The organism is Anabaena sphaerica FACHB-251, from assembly GCF_014696825.1.
GTDB lineage: Bacteria > Cyanobacteriota > Cyanobacteriia > Cyanobacteriales > Nostocaceae > RDYJ01.
In genome coordinates this window covers 91,123-105,274 of sequence record NZ_JACJQU010000016.1, presented here as the reverse complement: position 1 = coordinate 105,274, position 14,152 = coordinate 91,123, and the positions used below count along the sequence as shown (strand labels likewise).

Annotated in this window: 8 protein-coding genes; 4 read left to right on the top strand and 4 right to left on the bottom strand. The window is 39.0% G+C overall.

The features are described 5' to 3' along the window. Position 1: 1 nt before the first annotated feature. Both H6G06_RS21020 and H6G06_RS21015 read right to left on the bottom strand, forming a co-directional pair. Positions 2 to 1,216, bottom strand: a complete 1,215-nt coding sequence (locus H6G06_RS21020) for a DUF790 family protein (RefSeq protein WP_190563666.1) — start codon at positions 1,214 to 1,216, stop codon at positions 2 to 4. Then, entirely contained in the window at positions 1,146 to 2,771 is a 1,626-nt protein-coding gene (locus H6G06_RS21015; RefSeq protein ID WP_190563664.1) for a DEAD/DEAH box helicase, read from the bottom strand. The genes H6G06_RS21020 and H6G06_RS21015 overlap by 71 nt, the downstream gene beginning before the upstream one ends. Before the next feature lie 53 nt (positions 2,772 to 2,824). Here H6G06_RS21015 and H6G06_RS21010 point away from each other — a divergent pair, with 53 nt between their 5' ends. The 3 genes from H6G06_RS21010 to H6G06_RS21000 all read left to right on the top strand — a co-directional run bounded on the left by H6G06_RS21010 (position 2,825) and on the right by H6G06_RS21000 (position 8,427). Further along, positions 2,825 to 4,129, top strand: a complete 1,305-nt coding sequence (locus H6G06_RS21010; protein WP_190563663.1) for an adenylate/guanylate cyclase domain-containing protein — start codon at positions 2,825 to 2,827, stop codon at positions 4,127 to 4,129. A 261-nt stretch (positions 4,130 to 4,390) separates the two neighbouring features. Then, positions 4,391 to 7,039: a PAS domain S-box protein gene (locus H6G06_RS21005; protein ID WP_338422972.1), complete on the top strand. Its 2,649-nt coding sequence runs from the start codon at positions 4,391 to 4,393 to the stop codon at positions 7,037 to 7,039. 194 nt (positions 7,040 to 7,233) lie between these two features. Then, a complete protein-coding gene (locus tag H6G06_RS21000) occupies positions 7,234 to 8,427 on the top strand; it encodes a serine/threonine protein kinase (RefSeq protein WP_190563659.1) in 1,194 nt (397 codons plus the stop codon). 157 nt (positions 8,428 to 8,584) lie between these two features. Here H6G06_RS21000 and msrA read toward each other — a convergent pair whose 3' ends face one another. Both msrA and H6G06_RS20990 read right to left on the bottom strand, forming a co-directional pair. Continuing rightward, positions 8,585 to 9,250 carry a peptide-methionine (S)-S-oxide reductase MsrA gene (msrA, locus tag H6G06_RS20995; protein WP_190563657.1) on the bottom strand — a complete coding sequence of 222 codons (666 nt, stop codon included), beginning with the start codon at positions 9,248 to 9,250 and terminating at the stop codon, positions 8,585 to 8,587. Between the two features lie 496 nt (positions 9,251 to 9,746). Then, on the bottom strand, positions 9,747 to 12,197 hold the full coding sequence (locus H6G06_RS20990) for a VIT domain-containing protein (RefSeq protein ID WP_190563655.1): 2,451 nt from the start codon (positions 12,195 to 12,197) through the stop codon (positions 9,747 to 9,749). A gap of 454 nt (positions 12,198 to 12,651) precedes the next feature. Here H6G06_RS20990 and H6G06_RS20985 point away from each other — a divergent pair, with 454 nt between their 5' ends. Beyond that, on the top strand, positions 12,652 to 14,136 hold the full coding sequence (locus H6G06_RS20985) for an NB-ARC domain-containing protein (protein WP_190563653.1): 1,485 nt from the start codon (positions 12,652 to 12,654) through the stop codon (positions 14,134 to 14,136). The last annotated feature ends 16 nt before the right edge of the window (positions 14,137 to 14,152 follow it).

Here is a 14,152-nt window from a genome sequence, read left to right as displayed (position 1 = left end):
ATTATTCCATTACAGCTAAAACTGCTTTTGGTAATAACTTTTCTTTAAACCAAACAATTCTTGCTGGGACATCATTTAATTTAACACCTGCCTTTTCTAAATTCAATCTTTCAGAAATTGCTAAAATTAAATTATCACAATTGGCACGACGTACCTGAGAAAACTTCTTTTGTAAATATTCCGGTCGCCAATAACCAACGATTTCTAATAAAAAAGTTCTGCCATCAGGATGAACGAGGCGAAAATCGGGAATCATGACACTACCGGGAATCGGAAGTAAATCAACTTCTCGCTCTAATATCCACCCGCTTTTTAAAGCATCCCATTTATCAGCAAAAGACTGTTCTAACATACTATCATAGGGCTTACCTTTAGGATAGTGAGAAACTAAACCACATTCAGAATTGAGAGTAAACCTGCCAGTTTTCCATTCATTTGTATAAAAATCTCGTGTTTGTAAAGTGGCGGCTAAACTCCATTTTGTTACATGGAGTAAAGCGGGAATTAATTTAGCGATCGCCAAACCATAACGGGTACTAGGACTAAATAAACTTGTTGGACCATCAATACTAATAGTAAAACCGTGGTCAGCATCACCTTCAATATAAGCCATTAATTGAAACAACTTCAGATAACGAAATAACAACTTATATTCTCCCGGTACATTGCGGTGAGCATTTAACACCAACTGACTGGCTTTATAAAACACACCTTGCACCTGAGATAAATTATAACGATGTAATAAATCTTCAGACTTAGGAGCATCAAAAGCAGTTAAAATTTTATTTTCAGATAAATCAGCATAAAGACCATCACGCACCTGAATTGGTAAAACCTCCTGTTGTAATTCCTGACTCAAATCATCAGCGATTTTAGTCAAAACCACATCAGTTGCTTCCCGACTAGAAACAGATTTTGCAGCCAAAGAAAACACCCGTTCCCGTAACATAGTCGGTTCCAGTGGACTAACAACCTCAAAAGTGCAGAAACTACTTTTAAGAACATAAGCCAAACCGCGCTTCATGCGATAATCAGTAGTATCGCCTTCAAAATCTGCCAATTGACGTTCAAGAACCCCTTGAGATTTCCCCACCGCGTCTTTAAAAAAACCAATCAAATCACTTGCCAAATCCAAATGTTGCTGATCAAGTTTCAGTCTCTTCGGGATAATCTCCTCCCCGTTTTGACGATGAATCAATAACTCCGTTGGTAACATCCTTCTTCTGTGTTGAATAATTAATTTCTAACTGTTCAGCAGCCTTAGCACTTCTTTCCTGACCACCCCCATAAACAACCTTTAAATTTCCCTTTCTTCCTTTCTTCTCCCCTCTGCTCCCCTGCTCCCCTCTGCTCCCTTGCTCCCCTGCTCCCCTACTCCCCTGCTCCTCTGCTCCCATGCTTTTATTCTCTCCTCTTCTCCTAGCAGAAGTTCCCTCCTCACTAGTATCCTCAGCCACGACTTCATATAAAATCGCCTGTTTATTTTCCAGATTTCCCTTACGTAAAACTCTACCCAGACGCTGAACATATTCCCTAGCAGAACCAGTACCAGAAAGAATAATTGCTATTGAAGCTGCAGGAACATCAACCCCCTCATTTAAGACATGAGAAGCAACCAAAGTATTATATTGCCCCTCCTTAAACTTAGATAAAATTTCATGCCTTTCCTTCACCGGAGTTTGATGAGTGATAGCGGGAATTAACAAATCTTGAGAAATGCGGTAAACAGTAGCATTATCAGCCGTAAAAATCAACATCCTTGCGGGGTAATGTTCAGCTAATAAATCAATCAGAATTCTTAACTTACCATCAGTCCCCAGAGCGATTTCTTTTGCTTGCCGATGTGCTAACATTGCCCTGCGTCCTACCTGCGATCGCGCACTCATTTGTACAAAAGTTTGCCAACCTTGTAAACTTCCCAAAGAAATGCGAGATTGCTTTAAAAAATCATTGCGGGTTTGAATTAGCTGGTTATATCTTTCTCGTTCAAGTTGGGATAACTTCACTTTTATCTGCACAACTTGATGTTCTGCCAAAGCCTTACCCGCCAAATCTTCAGCACGTTGGCGATAAACTTCTCTACCAATGAGAATGTTTAAATCAGCGTGTTTACCATCTGTGCGTTCTGGTGTAGCAGAAAGTCCCAGTCGATAGGGTGCGATCGCATATTCAGCAATTACCCGATTAAAATCAGTCGGTAAATGATGACATTCATCAAAAATAATCAAAGCATATTTATTACCCAAACTTTCCGCATGAATAGCCGCACTATCATAAGTTGCTACCAAAATCGGTGTTTGATCCCGTGAACCACCCCCCAGCAAACCTAATTCCGCATCAGGAAAAGCCGCTGTCAGGTGTGCATACCACTGGTGCATCAAATCCAAAGTGGGGACAACAATCAATGTCGTGCGCGGTGTCGCTTGCATGGCCATTTGAGCCAAATAAGTCTTACCCGCCGCTGTGGGCAGCACCACAACCCCCTGCCTTCCCGCCAATTTCCAAGCCGCTAAAGCCTCATTTTGGTGGGGATAGGGAGTCATTTCCAAACTGGGAACCAACTCTAGAGGATAAAATTTCTTAGCCTCATCAGTAAAGTTTGTCTCTTCTGCTTGCAGTGCTTCGACTAAAGAACGGTATCTAATGGCGGGAATGCGGAATTTTTCGATTCTATCATCCCATGTGGCAAAGTCTATCCAAGCTTTGCTGCGTGGTGGTGGGTGTAAAATTAACGTACCACGATCAAAAGTTAAAGTAGGGTTGCGACCCATGTTAGGTTTTCTCCCAACTGTTCACATTTAACTACTCATAACCTAAAAAGTGCATGATTCCCAAAAGAGATTTTGGTACAACCCGAATAGAGGCGCTGTTTACTCCGGAAATATTGGACTTGCAAATAGATGTAAGCCAGGTTGAATCCTACAAAGAACAGCGGCGGCGCTTTATACTCAAGCGTTTAGAATTGCAAACAAAAATCATGCTCATTGTTGGTTTAACACTGACTGCTTTTTTTGTCTGGGTGAATCAACAACCTCATGGAAAATTATATGCCTTGAAAATTGGTTTAGTAATTGAATTTTTCATTTTGATTTGTTGGTTATTATGCCAGACTAAACTAGGACATCGTTACCCACATTTAATTTTTTTAAGTTTATCTTGGGCTGTAACTTGTGTTGTCCAAATTTATACGGCCATTCTGTTTGATTTTGTAGAGCCTTTTACTAATATTTGGAATTTGATGTTTATCACTCAAGCCACTCTTATTCCTGTATTATGGCGAACTCATCTCATCTCACAAATTGGTACGATTGTCTCTTATTTAGGATTGTACTTAATCTATCGTCCTCAATTTAGACATCCATTATATTTTTATGTAGAAAATGGAATTTATTTCTTTTGGACTGCACTAATTTGTGTTTTTTCTGTTTATTTATATGAACAGTTGAAGAAACAAGAATTTAGGTCGAGACAAGAATTAGAAATAGCCCAAAAACAATCAGAAAAACTGATTTTAAATATCTTACCACAGGTAATAGCTGAACAATTAAAACAACAACCTACAACCATTGCTGATAGCTTCCTGGAAGTAACAGTTTTATTCGCTGATATTGTAGGATTTACGGAGCTTTCTAGTCATACTTCCCCACCTCAACTAGTGGAGTTATTAAACGAAATATTCTGCTTATTTGATGAATTAGCAGAACTGCATGGAATCGAGAAAATCAAGACTATTGGTGATGCATATATGGCAGTTGCTGGTTTACCTAATCATCGCAGTGATCATGCCATAGCCATAGCTAATATGGCGCTGGATATGCAACAGGCTGTAGCTAGGTTCAACCAAGAACAAAATCAATCGTTTCGTATCCGTATTGGTATTAGCACTGGTCCAGTAGTAGCAGGGGTGATTGGGTTAAAAAAATTTGCTTATGATCTGTGGGGAGATACAGTTAATACTGCTAGTAGAATGGAATCACATGGTATACCAGGTTGTATCCAGGTTTGTGAAGCCAGCTATCATCTGTTAAAAGAAAACTATTTACTCCAAGAACGCGGCTTAATTGAAGTCAAAGGTAAAGGGGAAATGAACACTTACTTACTCCTGAGAGCAAAATTTAACAATCAATAAAGTTTTATTCCTCAACATCTGCTAATAATATTAATTAGGGACATGATAGAGTCTATACCTGAAAAAGTAAACTTACATAGATTTTTACTACTTTAGATAGATTCCTAGTCAAGAAATATAAGCTTTGGATTGCCCAGTTGCATAATAGTTATGGAACTATAGCGCCGTGTCTGACTAAATTTCAGGGCAAATTCAAGTAGCTTGCAGCACTAAAGGAGACCTATATTGAAAGGAAGAGTTTCCCTTCTATTAAACTATGGTGTGGCGATTGTATCTGTTGGTATCGCCTTGGTACTAACATTCGTGTTACAGCCATTTCTAGATCGATCTATTTTTCTGCTATTTTTTGGGGCTATAGCAATTAGTACCTGGTATGGTGGCATCAAGCCAGGGATATTAGCTACTATTTCTTCTACCATAGCTGTCAACTACTTTTTTATCAACCCCAAATTTTCATTTCATGTTGATAGTCTCAACAGTATAATTAAGTTATCATTATTTATGATGATAACACTATTGATCAATTGGCTCAACTCAGAATTACGTGCTGCTAAACAGAAGTTAGAAATAAATATCCAATACCTGGCTGCGAGTGAATCTCGATTCAGAAGATTGAAAAATGCCAACATTATCGGGGTGATTATAACTGATATGAATGGCAAAGTGTTAGAAGCAAATGATGCCTTTTTAAAAATGGTAGGTTATTCACAAGAAGAACTACTAACAGGACGAATAAACGTTCGAGAAATAACACCTCCAGAATATGTGGAACAAAGCGAAAACTTAAAGGTTGAGTTAAAAACTCAAGGAGTTTGTCAACCTTTTGAGAAACAATACATCCGTAAAGATGGCAGTCGGGTTAGTGTTATAGTAGGTTTGGCATTATTAGACAATAATTCAGAACAAATCATCGGGTTTGTGGTAGATGTCAGTCAACGTAAACAAGCAGAGGAGTCCCTACAGAAACAGGAAGAACAACTGCGCTTGATTACCAATTCTTTGCCAGCAAAAATTTCTTATGTTGATGCTCAACAGCGTTATCGCTTTAATAATAAAAAATATGAAGAATGGTTTGGCATACCCACCTCTGAAATTTATGGTAAGCACCTGGAAGAATTTTTAGGAAAGTCAATTTATCAAACAATTTCTCCTTATGTAGAAACAGCCCTATCAGGAAAGGAAGTCACCTACGAAACCCAAATATTTCATCAAGATGGTACAAAACGTCATACAAGCGTCACTTACATTCCCCAATTTAATCAGCAAGGAATAGTGAAAGGATTTGTGGCTCTCATGAGAGATATTACTGAGCAAAAACAAGCCGAATTTGCGCTTAAACAAAGCGAAGAAAAATTTCGGAAATTAACAGAAAAAGTGCGCGTTATTCCTTGGGAAGCAGATTCTAAAACTGGGAATTTTACATACATTGGTCCCCAAAGTGAAGCAATTCTCGGTTATCCCTCAAATGATTGGTACAATGAAAATTTTTGGGCAACACACATCCACCCAGATGATCAGGAATGGGTAGTTAATTATTGTTTCCACTCTTCACAATCACTGGAAAATTACGAATTTGAATATAGAATGTTGGCCGCAGATGGCAGAGTGGTTTGGTTATATGACATTGTTAATGTGCTGCGGGGTGAAGATGAACCAAAGCTACTGCATGGGTTCATGATTGACATTACCGAACGTAAGCAAGCAGAGCAAGAACGGGAACAATTACTAGAGCGAGAACAAGCAGCTAGGGCTGAAGCAGAAGCTCTTAACCGCATCAAAGATGAGTTTTTAGCCACACTTTCTCACGAACTCCGCACCCCCCTCAATGCCATGTTAGGGTGGACACAGCTACTCAAAAGCCGTAAGTTTAATGAGGCTACCACTGCTACAGCGTTGGATACCATAGACCGTAACAGTCGTGCTTTAGCACAATTAATTGAAGATGTTTTGGATGTTTCCCGGATTATCCGTGGCAAACTTCACCTTAATCTGCGTCCAGTGGAACTTGCCCCAGTAGTAGAAGCAGCTATCGACACTGTGCGCCCAGCCGCAGATGCTAAAAGTATTTCCATTGAGTCAGAATTTGACCCAGCACTGGGGTTAGTGATAGCTGATGCTAACCGCTTGCAACAAATAATCTGGAATTTGCTCTCCAACGCTGTCAAGTTTACACCCAAGGGAGGAAGAGTTCAGGTAAAACTAGAGCGAATTAATTCCCGTGTGCAAATTCAAGTCAGTGATACTGGAATAGGAATTTCTCCTGAATTTATACCTCATGTATTTGAACGCTTCCGCCAAGCTGATAGCTCAACTACGCGATCGCACGGCGGATTAGGATTAGGATTAGCCATCGTCCGTCATTTGGTAGAACTGCACGGCGGCACAGTTTCCGCCAGCAGTCCAGGAATAGAACATGGGTCAATCTTCACCGTCAATTTACCCATGAAAGCCTTAATGAGCGAAAATAATACACCAAAGCCACACCCATTTTCAGCCAAAAGCGATTTTGTTAATCAGCAATTCTCAATCCTGCAAGATGTGCGGGTACTTGTTGTTGATGATGAAGCAGATACACGGAATTTGCTCACCACAATTTTAGGACAATATGGCGCTCAAGTCCTCGCTGTAACTTGTGTTCAAGAAGCACTGAAGGCGTTATCACAATTCCACCCAGATATATTAATAAGTGATATTGGAATGCCCCAAGAAGATGGCTATACACTAATTCGTAAAGTTAGAAGTCTTCCTAGTGATCAAGGAGGAAAAATTCCCGCAGTGGCACTAACAGCTTATGCTAGAGCAGAAGACCGCACCCAAGCTTTGTTAGCCGGCTTTCAGTTACATATTCCCAAGCCGATAAATCCTGGAGAATTAGCAGCGGTGGTTGCTAATTTAGCTGGGAGAACATGATAATTCATCATATTTCCTTCGGAAACGCTTCGCGAAAGTAATTTATAATTCGTAATTAGGAAAAACTCAGATCTTTCACCTGTCACCCTTTATCTGTCATCTATTCTCCTGCTTCCTTTACATTTTCTCATTCAATTGATTATCCTGGAATAGTCGGGGAATAAACTGAGCGTAAATTGCCAGCAGGTGTCTAAATGCTGCAAACAGAAGAAATATTACAAGACCGTTATCAAATCCAACGCCAACTTGGGAATAATGGAATTCGCCAAACTTGGTTAGCTAAGGATTTGCAAGCCACTAACCCAGAAAATTCTTTAGTTGTCGTCAAACTCTTGGCTTTTGGTGGTGCTGTTCAGTGGGATGACCTCAAACTATTTGAGAGAGAAGGACAGATTCTGAAACAACTAAATCATCCTTGTATCCCCAAGTATATTGATTATTTTTGTATTGATGACCGCAGTCTCTGGTTTGGCTTGATTCAAGAATATATTCCTGGTGAATCTCTCAAAGAAAAACTCGTTGCTGGTGAAAGATTTACGGAAAATAAAGTTAGAAAAATTGCTGTTAAGGTTTTAAAAATTCTCACCTATTTACATGAGTTAAATCCAGGAGTTTTACATCGAGATATTAAACCAAGTAATTTGATTTGGGGTGAAGATAATCAAATTTATTTAGTTGATTTTGGGGCTGTTCAAGATAAAGCTGCTAAAGAAGGTGTAACTTTTACCGTTGTCGGTACTTATGGTTATGCACCTATGGAACAATTTGGAGGTCGGGCGGTTCCTGCATCGGATTTGTATGCTTTAGGAGCAACTTTAATTCATTTATTAACTGGTCTTCCTCCCGCAGATTTACCTCAGCAAGATTTACGAATACAATTTGCAGACCGAGTTAGTCTGAGTTTGTCCTTTGAAAATTGGTTGCAGAAGCTAATAGAACCCGCACCAGAACAACGTTTTAGTAATGCAAATCAAGCCTTGACTGCGCTCAAATCTGGGGATACAGTTAGCCCAAAAAGAGCAGTTGAACACTTAGAGATCAAAGATGTCATTAACAATTCTGGATGTGGTATATCTAATCAATATGCACCAGTACCAGAGGAAATTTTAGGTTGGAATTGGGGGGCGTTTTTGATGCCTTGGTTGTGGATGTGGCCTAATAATGTTTGGTATGGGTTGCTGTGTTTTATCCCCCATATTGGCGGAATCATGACAATCGCTCTCGGTTTTAAAGGTAATGAGTGGGCTTGGAAAAGTAGACACTGGCGCAGTATTGAACAATTTAAAGCCCATCAAAGAGGTTGGGCGATCGCTGGGATTATGATTGGCGCACCTGTGAGTATTATTATTTGGATGGGAGTTTTCGCTTATCTCATGCACGCATTTTAATGATATCGTTGATCTCGTTCCCAGTCTGAGACTGGGAATGCTATCACAGAGACTCTGACTCTGGTATCATTCAAGGCAGAGCCTTGAAAAATTCATTCCCATACAGAGTATGGGAACGAGAAAACCCCTACCCACTCTACATTATGAATCGGTTCTTCTAACTGACTGGGGCTTCAGAAACACCCACAGGACAAGCAACATTAGTACCACCTAAACCGCAATAACCACCGGGATTTTTAGCTAAATACTGTTGATGGTAGTCTTCAGCATAATAAAATTCAGGTGCATCTAAAATTTCTGTGGTAATTTCCCCATACCCTGCTTTTTCTAAAGCTTGTTGATAAGCGTCCCGTGATGCTTCTGCTAGTTGCTTTTGAGTCTGTGAATATACATAAATACCAGAACGGTATTGAGTGCCAGAGTCATTACCTTGACGCATTCCTTGGGTGGGGTTGTGGCTTTCCCAGAAGACTTTTAGCAGTTGGGAATAAGTAATTACCTGCGGATCAAACACTACTAATACTACTTCATTATGACCAGTCATGCCTGTGCATACTTCTCTGTAGGTGGGGTTAGGTGTGTAACCAGCAGCATAACCTACCGCAGTGCTGTAAACTCCGTTTTGTTGCCAAAACTTGCGTTCTGCACCCCAAAAACAGCCTAAACCAAACATGGCAGTTTCCATACCTTCAGGAAACGGAGGTTTGAGGGGGTTACTGTTGACGTAATGTTTTGCAGGTACTGGCATTTTTTCTGTGCGTCCTGGTAACGCTTGCTCAGGTGTAGGTATGGCCAGTTTTTTACCAAAACCGAATATTCCCATTGTTTTTCTTATGAATGATGGCTGTACTTTATATATTGTAAAGATTTTGGGGATTGGTGGAAATTTGGACGGGCTAGAAGCCCATCGCACAACAATACTGTTCGGTTAACGAAAATTACCACGCAAATAACCCATTGTATAAAACCAACAAAATATTGAAAATGTTGGGTTATGCCTCCGGGACACTGCGTGTATGCTTACAGCACGCTTTGCGAACAAGTAGTGTCCCGAAGGGATACGTGCCTCAACCCAATCTACGTATTTTCGTTTTTTAGCCTTAACTAAACAGTATTCCCTAATCAATAATTGTTTTTCCCCATCACCAATTACCAGCCCAAACACATTTTATCTCGTTCCCAGTCTCTGACTGGGAATGCTATTACAGAGGCTTTGCCTGTGCTTGAAATAGAAGGCAGAGCCTTCTATAATTCATTCCCATACAGAGTATGGGAACGAAAAATAAATAGATTGGATAAGTATTAAAACAGGCATTATCCTATGGTTGAATTTGAATTTTTAACACCACTTGACCGATGAACTTTTCTGAACATTTCCAAGTATATAATTTCCGGAAGATGATATCAATTGTTTGCCATTCCTGAATCGTTGAATTGTCTTCATCTAATGCCACATTTTTCACTCTGCCATGATGATATTCAAACTCAAATACTAACTCACCACTAACACCTTCAGGTAATGGAATTGTTTGGAGATAATCAGTAATTAGAGATATCATTGACTGAGTTATTCCTGTGATATTTACTATCTTTAAACGAGGGTTATTCTGATCAACTGGTTTCAGAGAGAGTGGAACTGGATAACCACGTCCTTTTATTTCATTGGGATCTGAATCTTCATTATTTAATGCTGTAAAATCAGCCAAAAAATCCGTTAACTCTGCATCTGATAATGGTTCAGATATTACAGATGGTTCAGGTTTACTTAACAAAGCTCCAAGATTAGCAAAATCATCTGGTAATGATTCAAGTCCAGGTGCGGGTGCATACATGGGAGGTTGAGGACGTGAGAGAGATGGCCGTCTTCCGATGAGAGCAGCACTACCAATTATTTTACGTTGATGGCTAATACCTTCGGGCATTTCTACAGGTACTTGTAGAGATAGAGAATCTTCTAAAGGATTAACTCTCACCTCATCACTAACAGCAATAAAGGCGGTATATTGGGATAATAATTGATAAGTTAATACTGTATTGGTGACTGCTTCTACACCTGCTTTTGTGTCACCACTAACCATTTGATTCATTAGATCTTTAATGCGAGAACGTCCCCAAAGTTGGGCAATACCAGGATTACCTGTGACGGTAAAGTTAATATTAAAGGTTTGTTGATGATGTTTACCATCGGCGGTTATGCCAGTAATGTGCAGTTTACCAGCAAGACGATCTGATTTATTGCCAAATAATACTAATGGCTGTTCTGCAAATAAATCTGGTGGGGTTAATGGATAGATAATTGGCGATTCTCCATCACCTTCCCATTGTAATTTGATGTTAGTAAAAACGGGATTATTAATTTGACGGTAGAATTTTTCTACTACCTCATTCACTGGTTCGTCATGACGAATAATATGGGCAATACCTCTGCCTATTTCGGCGATTCTATTCAGTAAAAAGCGATTGACTGAACTACCTGCACCAAAGCTATGTAAACGAGTTCCTGGTTGCAGATGTTGTTGTACTGCTGCTAAAATTCGGTTTTCATTACCGATATAACCATCAGTTAATAAAACAATAGTTCGCAACCTGTTAAACTCTGTAACAGGGAAATTTAAGACCGTGCGAATACCCTTTAACATTTCTGTTCCCCCACCAGCATTTAAACGGTTGATGTAGTTAAGTGCTAGTCGGCGATTTTGGGGAGTGTTGAACAGGGGAACGGCTGAAAGTTGCTGTGTCGTATCAGCAAAATCTATGATACTAAATGTATCTTGGGGATTAAGTCCATTGATAAAACGGCGCATCAATTCTTGACATTGTATCAGTGGAGCGCCACTTTGGGAACCGGATGTATCAATTAAAAATATTACATCTTTAGGCACAAGCTGATCTGGGCGATACTCAAGGGCGGGAATCAAGTAAACTGCAAAGTGTCCACCCCGTTCATCAGCTTGGATGTGTAAGGCAGCTTGAGTTTTTTTACTACCTATCTGGTAGCGTATAATTAAATCTTTGTTGGGTATTGTGTCTCCATCAGCAAGTTTTACCTGTACTATTTGTCCGTTACGGGTAATTTGAATGTGGTGAGAGGGTGAGTTAATATTCTGTATTTCTACACCAGCGTTAATTTCTATGGTGACATTAATATCATGACGCGATCGCATTCCATTGGGAAGAATGGGAGCGTTCAACCGGGAAGCATCTGGGACTAAATCGGTATCTTGATTTAAACTCATGGGTGCAAGTGCGGAACCACCACCAGCGGTATTTTCTTCGATGGTGATACCGGGAATGTAACGAGGTCCAACTACCATCGGGAAGACAAACTCGTAATTTCCACCCTCAAATTTAAGGCTTTCGGTGTAGCGAATAATCACATCAATTTGTTCACCGGGTTTGATGTTAGCGAGGGATTGGGTGAAAATGTTGTCTCTTTCTTGTTCTAAGAGTCCGGCGGTGCGTCCTTGTCGTTTAGCTTGTTCGTAAATTTGCTGTGCTTCTTGGCGTTTTTTGATACTGCCTTGAATTGTGCGATCGCCTATCCGAATCAGCATATCATCAACTGCGGCTTCATCAGGTAGGGGGAAAATATAAGTAGCTTCTAGAGTAGTTGTAAAGGGGTTTTCAAAGGTTTGGGTAACTTCCACCCGTGAGATGTTACCGCTAACTTTAGCTTTAACTTCTGTGTGTTTGAGGGGAAAAGCGATCGCTTGTTGGTTGGGGGTTTGAATGTATAAACCACTGGGTTGAGTTTCTAGGTTACGAGTCATAGTTTTTACCTGTCGCTGTTGTTGTATGTCTCTAGCGTAGGTTGGTTTTTCAGGGAGATATGCTCAGTTTTATGCTCAGTTGTGGGTTCAGTGAGTGGGATCAGATACTCTATTTCTTTGAAAAGTTAGGAATATCGTTGTTTTAAATTTTCAATCACTAGTCACATATGTTCATCAAATAGGCAATTTAGAGAAGGTGTTGAAGGAACAACTAAGAATATTCGAGAAACTTACTATCGTTTGAGATTGTGGGGTGAAAGTTTGTTAGAAGTTTTAGGCATAGAGTTTAATATACCTGAACTGGTTGATAATCGCATTATTTTCAATGGTTTCAGGTAGGTTTTCCTGGAAATAATGAAATGATAGCAATTAATATAATATTCTACAACATCCAGATCCCCGACTTCTCAAAGAAGTCGGGGATCTAAATCCCTTAATTATCATATAAAAACCTATGTCCAACTCTCTCAAAGCATCAAGCACAGGATTAGAAATTGTTGATAAAGCCCGTCAGCGGTTAGGATGGACAAAAACCAGTACAGCGCGTTGGTGGCAAGATGCCCATACTTCTAAAGCTACTTTAAGAAGATTTTGGCAAGGCGATCGCATTCAGAAAGAAATCTTTATCTCTATCTGTGCAGTAGTAGGAATTACTAACTGGGAAAATATCGCCGAACTCACTGATGTAAATGATGTAAATATAGATAATTATCCAATATATCTAGATTGGTATGAAGCACCTAATTTAGAAAGTTTTTATGGGAGAAATGAAGAAATATTACAATTAGAAACATGGGTAAAAGCTGGTTGTAGATCAATCAATATTACTGGTATAGGTGGAATTGGTAAAACTTCTCTAGTTTTAGCTTTAGTCGATAATATTAAGTCTCAATTTAAGTTTATAATTTGGAAATCTTTCCATTATCCCACATCAATTATTGATTTATTGAATAATTTATTAAACGCGTTGAATCAAAAAAATGTTGATAATGTTCAAGCAGGGAGTTTTCAACTTGTCCAACATTTGCAAAAACATCGCTGTTTAGTGATTTTAGATGGCATAGATACGGTTAGTAGAAATTCAGAATTGAGTGATTTTGTGCAAAAACTCAGTTTATATCGTCATCAAAGCTGCATTATTACTACCAGTCGAGAAAAACAAAATTATACAGAAGTAAATACAAAAACAGTTGCCAATATTAAATTACATGGTTTGTCAAAAACAGAAGCTTTAGAATTATTGAAGTGCAGAGGATTTACAGGTAAAGAATTAGGTTTATTAGCATTAATTCAACTGTATAGAGGTAATCCTTTAGGCTTAAAACTTGTCACACCATTTATTCAATCTGTGTTTGCTGGTAATGTAGCTGAATTTATCAATCAGAATACCTTAATTGTTGGGGAAAGACTGAAAATTATCATCAAACAACAACTAGATAAATTATCAGAATTAGAGAGAGACATAATCTATTGGTTAGCTATTTGGCAAGAACCCATATCTTTTTCTCGCTTGCAAACCCACTTACTTATATCTGTTGATCCGGGAACAGTTTTATTAGGAATTGTAGAATTAGAAAACAAATCACTTTTAGAAAGATGGGTAAGTGATCATGAAACTTCATTTAGCTTACAACCATTAGTCATGAAAATAGTCACTGACGAATTAATAGAAAACGCTGCTAAAGAAATTCAAAGAGTTACAAAACATCAAGATATTAGCCATTTACAAATATTGCGAACTCATTGGTTATTGCGTCCAGGTACAGATGATATCACCGGGGAACGCATTATCAATCAGTTGAGGGAAAAATTAAAGCGAGTATATGGTGTAAGTTTACCGCAAATATTAGCAAAAATTTCCTTACTTTTAGGAAATAAATCACCCTTATCAATTGGTTATATGGCTTGTAATCTTGAAGTTTTAGGGAATTATGATTAAACCTCTTATACCCATT